This is a genomic window from Spirosoma fluminis (assembly GCF_054778895.1).
In genome coordinates this window covers 501,733-519,273 of record NZ_BAAGZD010000041.1, presented here as the reverse complement: position 1 = coordinate 519,273, position 17,541 = coordinate 501,733, and the positions used below count along the sequence as shown (strand labels likewise).

The window sequence follows — 17,541 nt, the reverse complement described above, 5'->3', positions numbered from 1 at the left end:
CTCGTATGGAGCGAAAAACGAAAGTGGCTGCCGAAGACGGCAAACAGGAAATCCTGATCACCCGGGAGTTTGATCTGCCGCTGGAATTGCTGTTCAAGGCGTACGTAGAGCCGGCGATTGTTGAACAGTGGATGGGCACTAAAGTGCTTAAACTTGACAATCGAAAGCACGGCAGCTGGCAGTTTGAAACGACAGACCCGCGGGGCAACAAACATGGCTTCAGTGGAGTCATTCACGAGTTTGTTCCGAACCAGAAAATCACGCGGACCTTCGAGATGGAGAACGTACCCGCGTTTGCGGTCCAGCTTGAATTCCTGGAGTTTGAATCGCTCACCGAGAGCACCAGCAAACTCACCATGCACATCATCTACAAATCGGTCTCGCTCAGAGATCAGATATTACAGATGCCTTTTGCTCAGGGCATTAACATGGCGCATAACCGATTGCAGGACGTATTAAAGCAAGGAAGACACCATGACAAAGCGCACTAAAATCATCTATTGGGTTTCCACAATCTGGCTTGCGCTGGGAATGGCCTCGACCGGCATGGTCCAGTTAATGGGCATGAACGAAGAGGTCGATAAAATGTCCCACCTGGGCTATCCGGCCTATTTCCTGCCGCTTCTCGGAAGCTGGAAGATCCTGGGCGTTATAGCGGTGCTCATGCCTGGATTCGCCTTATTGAAAGAATGGGCTTACGCAGGCTTTTTCTTTGCTATGGCTGGTGCAGTCGTGTCACATATCGCCAGTGGAGATGGTGCCGTCGAGAATTTTGGTCCTGCGTTGTTGCTTACCCTGACGGTGGTGTCGTGGTATTTCAGACCTGTGAGTAGAAAACTCAGTTTCATAACTCAATAAGCCCAACTTAAATCATGAGCCAAAAGCAATTGCCAGCCGACCGTCAGAAAGAACTTCTCTCTGCGTTGAAAGCTCGTTTTGAAAAAAACACGAACCGCCACATAGGGCTGGACTGGGCAGCCGTACAGGCCCGGCTGGAAGCTAACCCGGAAAAGCTGTGGGTACTGGATGATATGGAGACAACGGAAGGTGAACCGGATGTAGTTGGGTACGATGCAGCGACAGGCGAATACGTTTTTTACGACTGCTCGGCGGAAAGTCCCAAAGGTCGCCGGAGTGTGTGTTACGACCGGGCAGCCTGGGAATTGAGAAATGAGAACAAACCGGCCAATACGGCGCTGGATATAGCGGCAGAGATGGGCATTGAGCTGTTGACCGAAGATCAATACCGCGCGTTGCAGCAACTTGGGAAGTTTGATTTGAAAACATCGTGCTGGGTGCAAACCCCGGCCGCGATCAGAAAACTCGGCGGTGCCCTCTTCTGCGACCGTCGCTACGACACCGTTTTTACGTACCACAACGGGGCCGAGTCGTACTATGCCGCCAGAGGCTTCCGCGGCTCGCTCAGAGTCTGATCTTGCCCAGACAGCGACGTAAGGTCTTTCGTGGATTGGCTGCGAATCAACCATTACGTTGCTGCTGTTACAGCGAGAACTTATCCTTTATCGGTCAATAAAAGCCCCTGCCGGATGCGGGTCAGCGTTTCCCGCGATACGCCCAGATACGAAGCCACCATGTGCAGCGGCACCCGCCGGAAAATGTCGGGGTACGTATTGATGAAGTGGAGGTACCGCTCCTCTGGCGTCGAACTGATGTTCAGCAGGATTCGCTTCTGAGCGTCGATGCTGCTGCGGGAAATCATCTGTTCGGCAAATGCATTGAGTTCCGGAATGGCGGCCCGTAAACCCTCAAAATCGTCGTGGTGCCACACCAGTACGTTACTCGGCTCCAGCGCATCGATGCAGAACCTAGACGGTGTCTGATGCGTGTAACTTTCCGGATCCGTGAGAAACCCTTCCTCGGTCGTAAACTTCATAACGTATTCGTGCCCATCTTCGGTAACGTGATACGTCCTCAGTAAGCCCCGGATTACAAATAGCTTATACTGGCACACCTCACCTGCCTCCAACAAACGTTGCTTACGGCGCACTTTCCGCTCCATAGTGACCGGTCGGATCAACTCAATCTGCTCCGCAGCCATCATTGGCAACTGCTGTTGGAGGTAACGTATAAAGTCTTCAAACATGGCCAAACGAAGGCTGCGAAGAACAGCTAGTGGTAAAGTTAGCGAAAAAGATCCGCCAAAAATTGCGTCAAATGACCTCGGTCAGCCGCACAGCTCCCCCCTAGCTTTGCAGGGCATTTTCACAAAACCAGATAAAATTATGCGTGTATTTGTCACAGGGGCCTCCGGGTTTGTCGGCTCCGCTGTTGTTCAGGAATTACTGGCGGCCGGGCATCAGGTAGTAGGACTCGCCCGTTCCGATGCGTCGGCGCAGGTGCTCATAAAGGCTGGTGCCGAGGTACTGCGGGGCAGTCTGGAAGACCTCGATAGCTTAAAACAAGGTGCCGCTGATGCCGACGGGGTTATCCATACGGCGTTTATCCACGATTTTTCTCAATATGAAGCCGCAAGTATCACCGATAAGGCCGCCATTGAAGCTATGGGCTCCGTACTGGCTGGTTCTGACCGTCCGCTTGTTGTGACGGCAGGCACGTCGGGGCTGAAATGCGCTGACGGGCTGATTACCGAAGACGGTCCAGCCCCGGTGGGACCACGGGTATCTGAATTAATCGGTCTTTCAATGGCCGGACTGGGCGTGCGGGCGTCGGTTATTCGACTTTCGCCCTCGGTGCACGATCGGGGTGACCACGGCTTTGTGCCTACGCTCATCAGCATTGCCCGCGACAAAGGCGTATCGGCCTACGTAGGCGATGGCAGCAACCGCTGGCCTGCCGTACACCGGCTCGATGCGGCCCGTCTGTTCCGGCTGGCGCTGGAGCAGGGCGTGGCCGGTGCCCGCTACCACGGGGTAGCCGACGAAGGCATCCCGGTTCGCCAGATCGCCGAAGTCATTGGCCAACACCTGAAGCTGCCGGTTGTGTCAGTAGCCCCCGATGAAGCGGCTAATCATTTCGGCTGGATGGGCCGCTTTATTGTCATCAACAGTCCGGCATCGAGCGCCAAAACAAGGCAGCAGCTGGGCTGGCAGCCCACGCACCCCGGCCTGATTGAGGATTTAGAAACTGGGCACTACTTCGAAAACTGATCTCACACCAATTTTCATTGCCACACGATCTGGATACCTGAAATCTCATTAAAAAGCGCATGTTTTTCCGGTTGTGGATGCCAATCATCTGCAGCCGGAGAATCGTTTATCCCGCAGGCATACATCAACGTTTTCACGGCTACATACCGCCAGGCTTTACCCGGTCACTTTCCGATGATTAGCTGGCGATGTGATAATCCCCAGTAATGGAGCTCGTTGATTACTTTCTCAAGTGACTTCCCGTGTGGTGTAATCGCGTACTCCACGGTAGGCGGAAAGGTGTCGTAAACCGCCCTTGTTATCAGTCGGTTCGCTTCCAGGCTTTTCAGTTCTTTGGATAGCGTTTTGTCAGTTATGCCATTGACCTCTTTGGCCAGTTGCTTAAAGCGTTTGGGACCTGAAGACAAGGCAAACAAAATCAGCAACTTCCATTTTCCCTCCACGGCCTCCAGCGCATCTTTAATGGAAAGAATCGTTTTCGGGCAACCTTCTCCTGTCAGCATATTTTCGTCTGTATCACGATTTCTCCATTACTATCTTCCTGGCTAGTACTTCCCAAAACGGATAGCGCTTTCTGCGAGAAAGCAACGCAGAATACTTTTGTTTCATTCATAAAAAATCCGCAAAAATGATTGATCAGCAACCGTATTCACGGACAATCCATAACATGCTATGGGTAGCACAGGTTAGTTTAGCGGCCAGTCTTGTTTGGGCAGCCGGCATGAAACTGGTTCAGCCCGTCGACAAATTATCGGCTATGTGGCCCTGGGTGGGTCAGGTTCCGGCGGCACTGGTTAAATTCACGGGACTGGTCGATCTATTGGGGGCGATTGGGTTGATACTCCCTTCTTTAGTACGTATCAAACCAAAGCTTACACCCATAGCGGCCATCGGCATCATTGTACTTATGCTCTGTGCCAGTATCTTCCATATTGGAAGAGGAGAAGCCTCCGGTATTGGGGTGAACATTGTTTTTGCCATTATTGCGGCTTTCGTAGCCTGGGGCAGACTCAGAAAAGTGCCGATAGCAGCAAAACAGACGTAGCAGCCATGAAAAGCAGCCAGCTTCAGCGGATCAACACCATAACAGAATACCACCAGCTGATGGGACTTCCCAAGCCGCAGCACCCCTTGATCAGCGTAGTACGTTTCGACGCACTTAAACGGCTGCCCGCTGAACATCCCAACAGCATTATGTATACGTTTTACTCCATAGTGCTTAAACGGAATTTTATGGGTAAGATGAAATACGGTCAGCAGGCGTATGACTTTGACCAGGGGGTCATGCTTTTTCTCGCGCCTGGGCAGGTATTTTCCATTGAGTCCGATGAAACCGTAGACCATTCGGGTTGGTTGCTGTTTGTTCACCCCGATTTTTTATGGAATACGCCGTTGGCCAAAGTCATCAGGCAGTACGCGTATTTCAGCTATTCAGTTAGCGAAGCTCTATACCTTTCGGAGCGAGAGGAAGCCATGGTTACAGGCATTATAGAAACCATTGAGCAGGAGTATCATTCAGCCATTGATGCGTTCAGCCCGCGCGTGATTATTGCTCAGCTTGAGTTACTACTGATCTACGCCGACCGGTTTTACAACCGTCAGTTCCTAACCCGCACCATTACGAACCACAAGATTCTCGATCGGCTGGAAGCGATTCTTGCCGATTATTTCAACAGCGATGCGTTGGTCGAGAATGGGTTGCCCACGGTTCAGTCCATTGCCGAAACGCTGAACGTATCGCCCAATTATTTAAGCAGCCTGCTTAAGGTGTCGACCGGCCAAAGCACGCAGCAGCATATTCATGACAAACTGATCGAAAAGGCAAAAGAAAAATTATCGACTACCGATTTATCGATCAGCGAGATTGCCTACGCATTAGGCTTCGAGCATTCGCAGTCGTTCAGCAAATTGTTCAAGAGCAAAACGGCCATTTCACCGGTCGACTTCCGTCGTTCGTTTACCTGATCGGCTGAGAAACGGCTACAACAATCGGAGATTCAGCTACAGGAATCGAGCCCGGCGTTTCGACTTTTGCCTGACAAACAAACGCCAAATCATTATGAAGGTTATAATAACTGGTTCGTTAGGCCATGTCGGCAGACCGCTGACAACGGACTTAGTCCAGAAAGGCCATGCCGTTACGGTAATCAGCAGCAATACAGAAAAGCAAAAAGACATTGAAGCACTGGGGGCTACGGCAGCCATCGGCACCCTGGAAGATATTGATTTTCTGACCACTACGTTTGCCAATGCTGAGGCCGTGTTTACAATGGTGCCTCCCAACTTTGCCGAGGCCGATCAGATCGCCTATTACCGCCGATTGAGCACGAACTACGTGCAGGCGATTACTCAATCGGGCGTCGGGCGAGTGGTTCATCTGAGCAGTTATGGCGCCCATTTATCCAAGGATACCGGGTTTATTCTGGGCGCTTATCATGCCGAATCGATTCTGAATGAGCTGTCCGACGTAGCCGTTACGTACCTACGGGCTGGCTATTTCTATTATAACCTGTTTCGCTTTATTCCCATGATTAAAGGAGCGGGCTTTATAGGGGCTAACTACGGTGGTGATGACCGGATCGCGCTGGTTTCGCCACTCGATATTGCCGCTGTCGCTGCCGAAGAGCTGGGCCGGCCTTCGACCGGAACAACAGTACGGTACGTCGCCAGCGATGAGCATACCGCTACCGAAATCGCCCAGATCGTAGGCGCTGCAATCGGTAAGCCGGATTTGACGTGGAGAGTTCTGACCGATGAGCAGATGAAAGACGGGATGGAAAAGAGCGGGATGCCCGCGCACGTGATTGCTAACTTTGTGGAGATGGGTGCCAGCCTGCACAGTGGCGCACTGCTGGGTGATTATGAACAGCACAAGCCCGAATTAGGTCATGTCAAGCTGGACGATTTTGCCCCAGATTTTGCCGCCCTGTTTCATAAAGCCTAAAAAATCCGTCCCCAACATCTGCATGTTGGGGACGGAAGCTAAATGTCAGCAACAACGTACTGGATTTCGATTACTTGAACCCGAAAACCACCGGGAAGAAGAAAGTGACCAGGATTGCCCATACACTATAAACGGGCAGAAAAGAGGCTATGCTTAGTTCAACGGCCTCGATTGTACTACGGCCGTTCATCGTCCTGATCAATCGGTACGTTACCAGCAGCAGGTTACTCAAAATAAGAATATTGCCTCCCAGAACCGCCAGTCTGTTCGGCGTAATCCCCCATTCCGAAATTCGAAACAGAATCGCCGAAAGCGCAATGCTGTTGACCAGTATAGTCACGATTGACAATCCGGCCAGCATGAACGTAACGAATCGGCTTCCTGAGTTTTTAGCCGTCCCGGCAATTGAAAACACGATAAGTGCCATCACGCCAATTAGCAGCAGATTAAACACAATCAGCGACTCCCGGTCATTATAAGGGTCTTTACCGGTATAGAGTATGGCGATCAGATAAATGACCAGGGTAACAAAGACCAGAGGTGTAAACACCTTGGCAACGACGGGTGAAACCTTCCCGACCAGTTGTGGATTTGCCTGAACCAGGTAAGTACCTACAATGGGAGCGGCCGCCAGGCCCCAAATGGCAACGTGTTTAAAGTAAAACTCACCGATTTTAAGGCCAATAAGTTCGAAAAGTCCTAACGTAATGACGGTCAGGCCGCCCCCGGCAATCAGTATGATGGTAGTCATAACAACCAGATCGCCGTTGTAGGTCAGAAAATTCAGTCGTCCCTGCAAATTTTTCAGATGGCCTCCCGAATACGTCAGGCCCAGAATAGACCATAAGAATAAGGGCAGGTGCCCGCAGGCCAGAATGAACGTATCACTTTTCGAGTTGTCAGGTAATGCATTTATATAGAACAGCGAGGCAATGAAGACTAGGGAGAAGGGAATGATTTTTCCCAGCGGCCAGGCATGTTTCCAGGCGAAATAAGCCGTCAGGAATGGGAACACGATGAACGCCAGGTTTCGGGGATAAAAGTACTCTGGGTTGATAGTGAAAAAGTCAGGAACCTGAGCAATCAGTCCCGCCAGGAGCGATGCCAGAAGCACAAAATTCATGTCTCCGCCCGAACCCCAGGAAATGTCATCGGCTTCAAAATTTAGTCGTTCATGCCAGATCTGGGCCGAAACCCGTTCCCGAATATCCGGATAGATCAGGTTAAATTCCCGTTTGAACGACATCTTGTTGCGCCGGTACAATTGTTCGAGCTGTACGGGGTTGTCCAGATTGCTTTTGATCTCCGTTTCCATACTGTGCATTGGTATTAAGTGTATAAAGAGTTGTCAATACGTTCAATGTTTTTCCTTCCTGGTTTCAGAAGGGGGCTAATTAGTCTAGGGCTGACTATCAATACGTTATAAGCGCAATCTTCGGCATTGTTAATATCGCTGCTGTAGCGGTGCGTCTAACATCACCCTGTAGTCTGTTGGCTAGTACGTAGCACCATAGACTGACATAGCCTGCAGCTTTATCTACAAAATCAAAAGTACTTTGTAAAACAAAGTAAGACAACAAAAATCACATAACCAACTTAATTTTACTAACTATCCAGACTTTTTTGAACGAAACCAACAGACAATGCCCTATCTCACTCCTAAAGTAACGTGAGTTATGTAAAAGGCTGACGCATAGCCCCGCCACGGCGTACACGCCAGCAATGCGCTCTTCGTAAGGCAACTTAGGAGCGACTGGTAATTCATGGTAGAGTGGACGCGTTCGTCTTTGCCACAACAGGTTGAGGTATAATCGCTGTCAGGCATCCTTTCAAAAGAAGCCCTGGCCCTTTGGGGCGCAAGACAAGCGTAACCCCATGACGATTTATGACCTATACCTGGTTGACATTGATAAGCTGCCTGCTGGCTTCGTTTACTTTGAAGGGGCAGGAAAGCAGAGTACGGGAGGTCCGAAAAAACGTTCCGCTGGATTCGATTGTTCTGAGTGATCCGTTTATTCTGGCAGATCGCCCAACCAATACGTACTACATGACCGGAACCGGGGGCCTGCTTTGGAAGAGCAAAGACCTCAGGCATTGGGATGGACCCTATAAAGTTACCCAGACCGACCCAAACTCCTGGATGGGCCCTAACCCAATGATCTGGGCGGCTGAAATCCACCCTTACAGGAACAAGTACTATTATTTCGCCACCTTCACCAACCGCGCCGTCAGGATTGATACCGTTCAGGGAAGGGCAATTGAACGACGAGCCTGTCACGTACTGGTCAGCGACAAACCCGATGGCCCGTACGTTCCCATGCAGGATTCTACGTATCTGCCTGCTAACATGCCCACGCTGGATGGAACCTTATGGGTCGACAAAAATGGCAAGCCGTACATGGTTTACTGCTACGAGTGGTTGCAGAACCTGAACGGCACCATCGAAAAGATCGAGTTGAAACCCGACCTAAGCGGCTCGATAGGCAAAGGCTCGGTGTTGTTCCGTGCCAGCGATTCGCCCTGGAGCCGCGAGAAAGACGAAACCGGTAACGATCGTCCGAATAAGGTCACCGATGGGCCGTATCTGTTCTACACCAAAACCGGGCGATTGGGTATGATCTGGACCAGTTGGATCTATGATGTGTATACGCAGGGCGTTGCGTATTCGAAAAGTGGTACATTGGATGGCCCCTGGCTACAGGAGAAAGATCCCATTTCGCCACTCAATTACGGGCATGGTATGTTATTTCATACCTTCGATGGCAAGCTGTTGATGTCCATTCACAGCCACAAAAGCGTAAACGGCCGTTACGTCCGCGTTCCCCATTTGTTCGAAGCCGATTTATCCGGCGATAAACTGGTGATCGGCAAACCGTACGCGCCAGCCAACTAATGTTGGGGATGAGAATGACATTAAGAACAGGGGAAACAAAGCAATAGCGATTTCACAAGATTGCTTTTCCGGGCACGACCTGTTACGTCGACTGAACGACTTCCGGCTGTTCGAGTCCGGTGCGTTCGGTTTATACAACTGCCTGCGTTGGGCCGCAAACCTGCCTGCGAGGGCGAGTATCCTGTCGCAGAAACAACCCCAGGCGGCACTTACCGGTTATTTATATTCGCAATCAACGGTTTACGGCTTAGCGATAGTGGGATGTCTGAAAGGTATCCGCTGAACAAATGTATTGCTGCCGATTTAACGACTAACATTGAATAGAGAACGTTCAGTCCCACTTCGCCAAGCCGATGTTAACTGGAATCTACTGCTTTACTTTTGTTGCGATAAAGTTGCCAATAACTCTTCCAGATTTTTCAATGTCATAGCCGTTCCTTCCTTGAAGCCCATTTCAAGCATCTTCTCTAAGCGAACAAGCGATTCATTATAAATACTGATACGTACGGTTGTCTTCCCGTTTTGTTCGCTGAACGTTAAATCCCAGTCAGAGCCAGGCAATTCCGGGTTTTCATCTTTGTCGGCAAACGCATTCAACAATTTGAAATTGGTTTTCGGGCTGATGGACGTGTATTTTTGAATTGACCAATGTTCTTGTCCTTCAGGGCTCACCATCGCATAAAACCGTCGGCCGCCAACCTCAAAATTCATAAATTTTGTTTTTGAGGTCCAGGGTTTGGGGGCCCACCATTGATCAAGAATTTCCGGCGTCGTGTACGCATCCCATACCAACGAAAGGTCGGCATTAAATTCTCTGGAGAAGGTTACTGTCTTTGTTGTTTTGTCAACGGTGAAATCGTTCATTTCTATTGTTTTTTGAGTGTTGATAATACGTCGTCAAGTTGATCGAAGCGAGTTTCCCAACTTTTCCTGAACTGGTTTACCCACTGATCAACCTCTTTTATTTTTTCAACTTCAAGTGAGTAGTAGATCTCTCTGCCTTGCTGTTCCTGTTTCACCAGTTCGCATTCGGTGAGTATACGCAGGTGTTTGGAAACAGCTTGTCGGGTTGTGTTGAAGTTCTCAGCAATGGCGTTGGGTGTCATTGCCTGCCAGGCAATCAGGGTGATAATTGCCCGCCTTGTGGGGTCGGCTATTGCCTGAAAAATATCTCGTCTCATATTGATAAAGTTTTGGAAACCGAATGGTTGCAAATATACGCGCAACCATTCGGTTTCCAAAACTTTTTGGAAAGAAAATCAATTGGAATCACAGTTCATCTATAGTGACATGTCTTCCCAGAAAGGATTTTCTGCCGTTCGCAAACTGGTACTCCTAGCCATTAAGTTCTAGAGCAACAAGACACACACTGCCAGCCGGACCGGGTTGCCCTTCCTCAATCTGGATGACATTAAGAATTTTCGAGTTTTAAAGAAAGAGGTGTAAAACTTGGCTCTTCTTCGGCCTGATCGTTGTCTGACTAACTCCGGCGCGAGTTATGCCACTTGTATAACTTGCCTATTTTATGCTCTTTTCCATGGTTAACGCCATTTTCCAATCATCACCAAACCATCAGATTTTTCTACCTTTGTGGCAATGAAGTGGCTAACAGTCATCCTGTCGGTTTGGGTCCTGATACTTTCGGCGGTGCCTTGCTGTGAAGTCTGGCATCAGGACGAGCGTACCAATCAAACCACCGTGCAGCCGGAAAAGGGTTGCCCGGATGATTGCTCAACTAAGCGTGATAGCCCTTGCTCACCCTTTTGTAGTTGTCAGACCTGCCCCGGTTTTACCGTGCCGATGCCGGTAGGTCTGCCGGTGGCGGCCAGTCGATTACTGCCCCTGCTTCGGGCTGAGTTCCGGCCCCTGTTGCCAGTGTCGGTGGCCTTACCAATCTGGCAACCACCCCAACTAGTATAGCCTGTTTCTTTTTGTCGCGTTGCTTTCCTGCCCGATTGGTGAGTGGCTACGCTATTCTGCTATACTAAATCAAATTTCCATTGATGAAATCTTTTTTAGGGCCGCTGCTGTGCGCGTGGCTCTCTTTTACTCTTGCCTGGGGGCAAACACCCTTTCAGGCTGTTATTACCGATGCCCAAACCAAACAGCCCCTTGCCGGGGCTTCGGTGGCGATAGCGGGTACATCGCTGGGAGCGGTGGCCGACTCTGTAGGGCGCATTATCTTACCGGCTGTGGCCGATGGTCGGCGGGTGCTGGTCTTCTCTTATGTGGGCTACCAGACCCGGCGCGATACGATAAACTTCCCCTTTTCGTCGGCTGACCCCCTGACCGTTCAACTCTCACCCGAAGGAGAAGAACTGGAAGAAGTTATCATTAGCTCAACCCGGAATAATCGTACCATCGACGATAATCCGACCCGGATTGAAGCCATTACGGGCGAAGAATTGGAAGAGAAAGCCAATATGCGACCCGGTGATATTCGGATGCAGCTAAACGAGAGTACGGGCATTCAGGTCCAGCAAACGTCGCCTGTTTCAGCAAACGCGAATATTCGGATTCAGGGGCTGGACGGTCGTTATACCCAAATTTTACAAGATGGTTTACCCCTGTACGCTGGATTCTCGGCGGGGTTGAGTATTCTACAGATTCCTCCGTTGAACCTACGCCAGATCGAAGTTATTAAAGGGTCTGCGTCAACGCTTTACGGTGGGGGAGCCATTGCCGGGCTGGTCAATCTGATAACCCGGCAACCAACCGGCGAACGACAGTTAAATTTTATGGCCAACGGCACCACAGCCGGGGGGCTTGACCTAAGCGGCTTCTACGCTCAGAAGGGGGACAAGGTAGGCGTAACAGTGTTTGCGGCCCGAAATAGCCAGGCGGCTTACGATCCGGGCAATACAGGGTTTGCGGCTCTGCCTCGTTACGAGCGGTACACGATTAACCCTAAATTATTTGTGTACGTCAACCCAACCGCTACGCTTAGCGTGGGCCTGAACGCCAACACAGAAAACCGGATTGGCGGGGCTATGGCGGTTCTCCGGGACGAATCAACCGGCTATTTTGAGCGTAACCGCTCCGAGCGGATTTCTTCTCAACTGCGGTATGATAAACGCTATGAACGGGATAACCTGACTATAAAAAACAGCGTCAACTACTTTAACCGGACGATTACCCAACCGGGCTATCAATTTGGTGGTCAACAGTGGGCCAGCTTTACCGAAGTAAGCTATAGCCTGAACCGAAAGGCTACCGAATGGATTGGGGGGCTGAACCTGTGGACAGACCATTTTACTGAAAACGGCGTACTGCCGTCGGCCCGTCGTAACTATCAGTACAGCACGGTAGGGGCGTTTGTACAAAACACCTGGCGAACATCTGATAAAGTACAGGTAGAAACAGGGTTACGACTTGACGGGCATAACCGCTTTGGTCTATTTGTACTGCCCCGGCTGTCGGTGCTGTTCAAACCAACCGACAAACTAACGTCCCGAATTGGGGGTGGGCTGGGTTACCAGGCCCCCACTATTTTTACGGAAGACGCCGAAAGCATAGGCTTTCGCAACGTGCGCCCGATTGACCCGGCTACGGCACAGGCTGAAACATCAGCGGGGGCAAACTGGGACGTGAATTATCGTACTGAACTGGCCGAAGGGCTTACCCTGTCGGTTAATCAGTTATTCTTTTACACCCGGCTTAACCGGGCATTAGTGTTACTGCCCGGCTCTGGAACGGCAAACAGTTACCAGTTTGTTAATGCAGATGGGCCGGTAGATAGTCGCGGTTTAGAAACAAACGTGCGGCTTGGGTATGAAGATTTTGCCCTTTACGCCGGGTACAGCCTGGTAGATACCAAACGACAGTACAACGGGTTAAACAGTCCTATCCCGCTAACGGCTAAACACCGGGTTAACCTGGTCGCGGTGTACGAATTGGAAGGCAAATTCCGGGTCGGTCTGGAAGCCTATTACATTGGGCGTAAACCGTTGACTGATGGGAACGTTTCGCGTTCTTACTGGCTTATGGGCGTGATGGCGGAACGGCGCTGGAAGGCGTTCAGCATCTTTATCAACTTTGAGAACATTCTAAATATCCGCCAAACCCGTTACGAGTCGGTGGTTTTGCCACCGTACTCAAATCCGACCTTTCGGGATGTGTGGGCGCCCCTGGAAGGGTTTGTAGGCAATGGCGGAATTAAATTAAATCTGTAACATGATAACTATAAGCGGGCAGAATCTATCGTAAACAGTCGGCTTCCTTAAGCTGGTTTACCGCCGTTTACAACCTTGTTGAAGGGCTGATTTCGACTTACTTCGGCGTAACAGATGATACGTTAGCCCTATTTGGTTTTGGGGCGGATAGCTTGTTGAAGTGGTTTCGGGGTTAGGCGCGTTGCAGATGGTAACCCGTATCACAAATCAGCCTGCCAGTACCCGCACTGAGCGGGAGCGTAGGGCCTTGCGGATTACGGGTATTTGCTTTTACATCCTGCCGGCAAGTCTGGCGCAATTCACTTGATGACGAATAGCCAAATCGGGCAGTTGCGGGGCCGCTCGTGCGGACGGGTTGTTTAGCACCAACAGACAGCGACGACTTTCCCACGAGGGGCTACTGGCAGCCAGGTAAAGATAAGCTCAAACGGCGGCCTTCGGTTTTCATGCGTTCTTCTGGGTTCGTTTGCGAGCGAACACGGTGGCGGTTGGGCTGCAAACTTTCCTATGGGACGTGCTTCCTGTCGCCCGGCAGGGTGACAGGGCGGAGCCGACAACAACGCAACTTCTGTTTTCATGAACAACATCCATCAAGTTGCGGGGTTTGTCACAATCAACTCTTGTAATTCCTTACCTGAATATTGTCTTGATTTCCTTTTCCCATTGATGCTAATGTGAAATTTGTACACTCCATCTTTATAGTGCCAAAAGTAAGAGTCAATCAGTCCGCTCACATTAGGTCTTTCAATTTCGGAGACAGGAGTATCAATTTCAAATTTAGGCTTGGAAGGTTTATCGATCTTACGTTTCAAAAAGTCAAATATTCCCATCTTTTGGGTCAAATTAAAAATGGTCTAATGAGCCTATTCAATTCAAACGTTTTCGATATCAGTCGAACTTTACTCGTCAGTTTGACCTACCCAACTGTGGTGTTTCCTTTGTCACAGATAACTTGGAAATAGAAGCCCGAAGCCTGCCTGCCGAGCCGTGACTCCTGTCGCAAGTAACTTGCCTTATAAACACATTCTGGCCGGTTCACCCAACATAGTATTGTGCGCGATTTTGCGGAACTATTAATTCGTAAATGCTTGACTATTAATTATTTTTAGTTCTGCGTTTGTTAAGCCGCCATCCGATGTCTTGCGCTGGTTTAGTACGAATTAATGGGAACCGTTTATGGCAGCCAAATCAAATGGCTAAACGGTGTTTAGTCATGCAGGACACGCGAGTTTAGACTCACTCGTTGTAGACAGCCCGGAGGAGATTTTTTGAATCGATCGTCTTAGTCAAACTATAGATTGAAATAAAAGTGCTTTTACAGGAAGTGCTGATGGTTTGATCCCGGTTCATCGCATCGCCAGCTGGTTGCGCGTCGGCTTAGGGCTGCTGGTTGGTGCTGTAGAGAATGTGTTCCCATTCGCCCTGTAAACGTTCGATGGGTTCTTTTATCGGCTGACCGTCGAAGGCTTCTGACGGTAAAATTATCCAGTTGGCTGCCCCCTGGGTCGTGTATCTGTACTGAATCTGGAGTAGCTGCCAGCCTTCATTGATCAGTGACGTAATGGCCTCAAAACCAGACTGAAGGTCTTCGACGGGGGTGCCATACATACATTCCTGGTATTTCGACTCGGGGTCAAGGCAGGAGAACTGGAGGACAATCATAAACCGGTTCAGTTAGTTACAGGAGAGGTAAGTAACGCACAAGTTGCTTGTTTACAAAGCGTTACGCTAAATAACGTACTGTGTGGTCGGGAAATTAATTATTCGGTAGAAACGGCTTCCGTATGCGTCGTACTAATGGGGTGATCGGATTTCTAACCGAAGAGCTACGCAGCCTCTGGCCGTGCGTTTTCCCTGATTTTCGCTTAAACTTGTCACCAGCTTTTTCTGCATGCCCATAATGGTTACGATTTTCGCTTCGTTACGGCCCCGTTTGACAATTCTGTTTTTTGCTGGGTTCCTTATCCTCTCTACGGTGGTTAGCGCCCAGATCAGCCAGACGCTGCGCGGACGGGTCGTTGACAAAGAGTCTAAATTTCCTCTGGTTGGCGCTACTGTGAAGGTTCCTGATGCCGCAAAAGGGACGCTGACCGATACGGCGGGCGTGTTTCGTCTGACGGGTATTCCGGTGGGGCGGCATGCGCTCAACGTAACGCTGGTCGGCTACAAAGCCGTATTGCTGAACGACATTGTTGTGGACGCGGGTCGGGAAAAAATTATAGACCTTGAACTCGAAGAAGACATTCAGCAACTCGCTGCGGTGTCGGTGCAGGCGCAACGTACCGGCGAAGCACGGAATGAGATGGCCGTAGTTTCAGCCCGTCAGTTTTCCGTCGATGAAACCAATCGGTACGCGGGCAGTCGGGGCGAGCCAGCCCGAATGGCGTCGAATTTTGCGGGCGTACAGGGTGCCGACGATTCCCGCAACGATATTGTGATTCGGGGCAATTCGCCCCAGGGGGTTCTGTGGCGGGTCGATGGCGTGAGTATTCCAAATCCGAATCACTTTGCCATTGCCGGTACGTCGGGCGGACCGGTCAGTATCATCAACAACCGCTACCTGGCCAACTCCGATTTCTTTACGGGGGCGTTTCCGGCTGAGTTCGGCAACACCGTTGCGGGCGTTTTTGATCTGAAGTTGCGGAACGGCAACAACGAGCGCCACGAAAAGATGCTGCAATTCGGCTTTCTGGGTACCGAAGCTATGGTCGAAGGGCCGCTCTCCAAACAGTCGAAATCATCGTACCTGGCTACGTATCGGTACGCCAATCTGGGGCTATTTAACAAACTGGGCATTGACATTGGTACGCAGGCCGTACCGACGTATCAGGATGGCTTCGTTCGCTTCAACTTTCCGCTGAAAAGCCGTAACGGCGAGCCGGGCGGTAATCTGTCGCTATGGGCATTTGGCGGAACCAGCACCGTGAATATCCTCATCAGCCAGCAGGAAGTTAAGGATCGAAACATATTTGGGCAGAACGACCGCGACCAGTATTACACCTCCCGCATGGGCGTGGCGGGCCTGACCTACGCAAAACCGTTGACCAAACAAACGTTCTGGCAGGCCACACTGGCCGTTTCGGGCAATGCTCAGGTCGCCAACCATGATTACCTGTTCATGCGGAAAGATGGCAGCAACAACCCGATTGTTCTGAACAACCGCTACGTAGTTGATTCGCTGCGGCCGGTGCTGGACTATCGGTTTTCGGAGATTAAGACTTCATTGTCCACGTTTGTTAACCACAAGATCAGCGGTCGGGCTACGATCAAAGCCGGACTTAATTTCGATGTGTATCATTACCGGGCGTTCGACAGCGTACGGACGTTTACGGACCTCCGTTCAACTCAGTTTACGCCCTGGCGCATGCGCTGGAACACCAGCGAAGTCTATGCGCTGGCTCAGCCCTACGTCAGCTACCGCAACCGCCTGACGGAAAATCTGACGCTGACGGCCGGGCTGAATGCGCTGTGGTTTACCCTGAACAGCAAGAGCGTATCGCCCCTTGAGCCGCGCCTTGGCCTAAGCTGGGACTTGCCCAATCGCCAGAAAATAAGCCTGGCTACGGGGCTGCACAGTCAGATCCAACCTATCTATACGTATTTCTATGGGGATGATTTGCGGGGCCAAAACCGCGTCGATCAGCAGGTGAACCGCAACATGGGGCTAACCAAAAGCTGGCATTACGTAGCGGGGTATCAGCGGCTGCTCAGAACGAACCTGCGGTTGCTGCTGGAAGCGTATTATCAGCGGTTGTTTAACGTACCGGTCGAGGGGCAGCGGTCGTCGTTTTCGATGCTGAACAGCGGAGCGGCTTTCGTCCGCATTTTTCCCGGATCGGTTACCAACACCGGAACCGGCCGGAATTATGGGCTGGAGTTAACCCTCGAAAAGTTTTTCAGCAATCACTACTATTTCCTGATTACCGGTTCGCTCTTCGATGCCAAGTACAAAGGTTCGGATGGGGTTCTGCGTAATACCGATTTTAACGGACGATACGCTTTTAACACCCTGGTGGCCCGTGAGTTTGTCTTTCGCCGGTCGTCGTTGAATCTGGGCGCGAAGTTCACCACTACGGGCGGGCGCTGGTATGGTCCGGTCGATGAACAGGCGTCGCGACTAAATCAGGAAATCATCTTCCAGAGTGAGGGACGTAACACGCTTCAGTTCGATGCCTATAAACGGTTTGACATCAAGATCGACTACAAAATTAATCGGGGTACGGCTGACCGGCGGGGGCTAACTCACACCATATCCGTCGATTTTGTGAATGTGTTGGGCGTGAAAAACATGCTGTCGCTGAGTTACGCTCCCCAGCCCGACGGCAGCTTTATCAAGCAGGAATATCAACTGGGCTTTTTGCCGGTCTTTTTGTACCGTGTCGACTTCTAGTCCGGTCTGAGTGT

17 protein-coding genes are annotated in these 17,541 nt (G+C 50.7%); 11 read left to right on the top strand and 6 right to left on the bottom strand.

Translation table 11 applies throughout. The annotated features are described in order from the left end of the window. The first annotated feature begins 5 nt into the window (after window positions 1-5). The 3 genes from ACYVBJ_RS24065 to ACYVBJ_RS24055 are packed head-to-tail and all read left to right on the top strand — an operon-like array spanning window position 6 to window position 1,433. Window positions 6-491: an SRPBCC family protein gene (locus tag ACYVBJ_RS24065; protein ID WP_460984840.1), complete on the top strand. Its 486-nt coding sequence runs from the start codon at window positions 6-8 to the stop codon at window positions 489-491. After that, complete coding sequence (locus ACYVBJ_RS24060) at window positions 475-858, top strand: DoxX family protein (RefSeq protein ID WP_460984839.1); 384 nt, start codon at window positions 475-477, stop codon at window positions 856-858. The genes ACYVBJ_RS24065 and ACYVBJ_RS24060 overlap by 17 nt, the downstream gene beginning before the upstream one ends. A gap of 14 nt (window positions 859-872) precedes the next feature. After that, window positions 873-1,433: a DUF4256 domain-containing protein gene (locus ACYVBJ_RS24055; RefSeq protein WP_460984838.1), complete on the top strand. Its 561-nt coding sequence runs from the start codon at window positions 873-875 to the stop codon at window positions 1,431-1,433. Between the two features lie 80 nt (window positions 1,434-1,513). Here ACYVBJ_RS24055 and ACYVBJ_RS24050 read toward each other — a convergent pair whose 3' ends face one another. Then, window positions 1,514-2,104 carry a Crp/Fnr family transcriptional regulator gene (locus tag ACYVBJ_RS24050; protein ID WP_460984837.1) on the bottom strand — a complete coding sequence of 197 codons (591 nt, stop codon included), beginning with the start codon at window positions 2,102-2,104 and terminating at the stop codon, window positions 1,514-1,516. 139 nt (window positions 2,105-2,243) lie between these two features. On the opposite strand from ACYVBJ_RS24050, the gene ACYVBJ_RS24045 reads away from it, so the two are divergent. Further along, window positions 2,244-3,128, top strand: coding sequence for an SDR family oxidoreductase (locus ACYVBJ_RS24045; RefSeq protein WP_460984836.1), 885 nt, complete (start codon window positions 2,244-2,246; stop codon window positions 3,126-3,128). A 164-nt stretch (window positions 3,129-3,292) separates the two neighbouring features. Here the strand turns inward: ACYVBJ_RS24045 and ACYVBJ_RS24040 are convergent, their stop codons facing one another. Beyond that, window positions 3,293-3,631 carry a winged helix-turn-helix transcriptional regulator gene (locus ACYVBJ_RS24040; RefSeq protein WP_460984835.1) on the bottom strand — a complete coding sequence of 113 codons (339 nt, stop codon included), beginning with the start codon at window positions 3,629-3,631 and terminating at the stop codon, window positions 3,293-3,295. Between the two features lie 125 nt (window positions 3,632-3,756). Between ACYVBJ_RS24040 and ACYVBJ_RS24035 the strand changes: the two genes are divergently transcribed. From ACYVBJ_RS24035 to ACYVBJ_RS24025, 3 genes are all read left to right on the top strand, one after another. Beyond that, window positions 3,757-4,173 (top strand): DoxX family protein, encoded by a 417-nt coding sequence (locus tag ACYVBJ_RS24035; RefSeq protein WP_460984834.1) that lies wholly within the window; start codon window positions 3,757-3,759, stop codon window positions 4,171-4,173. A gap of 5 nt (window positions 4,174-4,178) precedes the next feature. Then, on the top strand, window positions 4,179-5,093 hold the full coding sequence (locus tag ACYVBJ_RS24030; protein WP_460984833.1) for a helix-turn-helix domain-containing protein: 915 nt from the start codon (window positions 4,179-4,181) through the stop codon (window positions 5,091-5,093). A gap of 94 nt (window positions 5,094-5,187) precedes the next feature. Next, window positions 5,188-6,072 (top strand): NAD(P)H-binding protein, encoded by an 885-nt coding sequence (locus ACYVBJ_RS24025; protein WP_460984832.1) that lies wholly within the window; start codon window positions 5,188-5,190, stop codon window positions 6,070-6,072. Window positions 6,073-6,142: 70 nt separating this feature from the next. On the opposite strand, the gene ACYVBJ_RS24020 is transcribed toward ACYVBJ_RS24025, so the two are convergent. Then, window positions 6,143-7,387, bottom strand: coding sequence for a hypothetical protein (locus ACYVBJ_RS24020; protein WP_460984831.1), 1,245 nt, complete (start codon window positions 7,385-7,387; stop codon window positions 6,143-6,145). Between the two features lie 570 nt (window positions 7,388-7,957). Here ACYVBJ_RS24020 and ACYVBJ_RS24015 point away from each other — a divergent pair. Further along, on the top strand, window positions 7,958-8,965 hold the full coding sequence (locus ACYVBJ_RS24015) for a glycoside hydrolase family 43 protein (RefSeq protein WP_460984830.1): 1,008 nt from the start codon (window positions 7,958-7,960) through the stop codon (window positions 8,963-8,965). 375 nt (window positions 8,966-9,340) lie between these two features. On the opposite strand, the gene ACYVBJ_RS24010 is transcribed toward ACYVBJ_RS24015, so the two are convergent. Together ACYVBJ_RS24010 and ACYVBJ_RS24005 are read right to left on the bottom strand one after the other, a co-directional pair. Then, window positions 9,341-9,829, bottom strand: a complete 489-nt coding sequence (locus ACYVBJ_RS24010) for an SRPBCC family protein (RefSeq protein WP_460984829.1) — start codon at window positions 9,827-9,829, stop codon at window positions 9,341-9,343. Window positions 9,830-9,831: 2 nt separating this feature from the next. Next, window positions 9,832-10,146: an ArsR/SmtB family transcription factor gene (locus ACYVBJ_RS24005; protein WP_460985274.1), complete on the bottom strand. Its 315-nt coding sequence runs from the start codon at window positions 10,144-10,146 to the stop codon at window positions 9,832-9,834. A 415-nt stretch (window positions 10,147-10,561) separates the two neighbouring features. Between ACYVBJ_RS24005 and ACYVBJ_RS24000 the strand changes: the two genes are divergently transcribed. Further along, window positions 10,562-10,885: a DUF6660 family protein gene (locus ACYVBJ_RS24000; RefSeq protein ID WP_460984828.1), complete on the top strand. Its 324-nt coding sequence runs from the start codon at window positions 10,562-10,564 to the stop codon at window positions 10,883-10,885. Window positions 10,886-10,968: 83 nt separating this feature from the next. Continuing rightward, window positions 10,969-13,137, top strand: coding sequence for a TonB-dependent receptor (locus ACYVBJ_RS23995; RefSeq protein WP_460984827.1), 2,169 nt, complete (start codon window positions 10,969-10,971; stop codon window positions 13,135-13,137). 1,377 nt (window positions 13,138-14,514) lie between these two features. Here the strand turns inward: ACYVBJ_RS23995 and ACYVBJ_RS23990 are convergent. After that, complete coding sequence (locus tag ACYVBJ_RS23990) at window positions 14,515-14,799, bottom strand: hypothetical protein (RefSeq protein WP_460984826.1); 285 nt, start codon at window positions 14,797-14,799, stop codon at window positions 14,515-14,517. A gap of 238 nt (window positions 14,800-15,037) precedes the next feature. Here ACYVBJ_RS23990 and ACYVBJ_RS23985 point away from each other — a divergent pair, with 238 nt between their 5' ends. Then, a complete protein-coding gene (locus tag ACYVBJ_RS23985) occupies window positions 15,038-17,527 on the top strand; it encodes a TonB-dependent receptor (protein WP_460984825.1) in 2,490 nt (829 codons plus the stop codon). Window positions 17,528-17,541: the final 14 nt, after the last annotated feature.

Excerpts from the sequence above, each read along its gene's own strand:
- ACYVBJ_RS24040 (WP_460984835.1), bottom strand. The coding sequence starts at position 3,631 with ATGCTGACAGGAGAAGGTTGCCCGAAAACGATTCTTTCCATTAAAGAT.
- ACYVBJ_RS24035 (WP_460984834.1), top strand. The coding sequence starts at position 3,757 with ATGATTGATCAGCAACCGTATTCACGGACAATCCATAACATGCTATGG.
- ACYVBJ_RS24055 (WP_460984838.1), top strand. The coding sequence starts at position 873 with ATGAGCCAAAAGCAATTGCCAGCCGACCGTCAGAAAGAACTTCTCTCT.
- ACYVBJ_RS24010 (WP_460984829.1), bottom strand. The coding sequence starts at position 9,829 with ATGAACGATTTCACCGTTGACAAAACAACAAAGACAGTAACCTTCTCC.
- ACYVBJ_RS24060 (WP_460984839.1), top strand. The coding sequence starts at position 475 with ATGACAAAGCGCACTAAAATCATCTATTGGGTTTCCACAATCTGGCTT.
- ACYVBJ_RS24050 (WP_460984837.1), bottom strand. The coding sequence starts at position 2,104 with ATGTTTGAAGACTTTATACGTTACCTCCAACAGCAGTTGCCAATGATG.
- ACYVBJ_RS24030 (WP_460984833.1), top strand. The coding sequence starts at position 4,179 with ATGAAAAGCAGCCAGCTTCAGCGGATCAACACCATAACAGAATACCAC.
- ACYVBJ_RS24015 (WP_460984830.1), top strand. The coding sequence starts at position 7,958 with ATGACCTATACCTGGTTGACATTGATAAGCTGCCTGCTGGCTTCGTTT.
- ACYVBJ_RS24025 (WP_460984832.1), top strand. The coding sequence starts at position 5,188 with ATGAAGGTTATAATAACTGGTTCGTTAGGCCATGTCGGCAGACCGCTG.
- ACYVBJ_RS24065 (WP_460984840.1), top strand. The coding sequence starts at position 6 with ATGGAGCGAAAAACGAAAGTGGCTGCCGAAGACGGCAAACAGGAAATC.
- ACYVBJ_RS24045 (WP_460984836.1), top strand. The coding sequence starts at position 2,244 with ATGCGTGTATTTGTCACAGGGGCCTCCGGGTTTGTCGGCTCCGCTGTT.
- ACYVBJ_RS23985 (WP_460984825.1), top strand. The coding sequence starts at position 15,038 with ATGGTTACGATTTTCGCTTCGTTACGGCCCCGTTTGACAATTCTGTTT.
- ACYVBJ_RS24020 (WP_460984831.1), bottom strand. The coding sequence starts at position 7,387 with ATGGAAACGGAGATCAAAAGCAATCTGGACAACCCCGTACAGCTCGAA.
- ACYVBJ_RS24000 (WP_460984828.1), top strand. The coding sequence starts at position 10,562 with ATGAAGTGGCTAACAGTCATCCTGTCGGTTTGGGTCCTGATACTTTCG.
- ACYVBJ_RS23990 (WP_460984826.1), bottom strand. The coding sequence starts at position 14,799 with ATGATTGTCCTCCAGTTCTCCTGCCTTGACCCCGAGTCGAAATACCAG.
- ACYVBJ_RS24005 (WP_460985274.1), bottom strand. The coding sequence starts at position 10,146 with ATGAGACGAGATATTTTTCAGGCAATAGCCGACCCCACAAGGCGGGCA.
- ACYVBJ_RS23995 (WP_460984827.1), top strand. The coding sequence starts at position 10,969 with ATGAAATCTTTTTTAGGGCCGCTGCTGTGCGCGTGGCTCTCTTTTACT.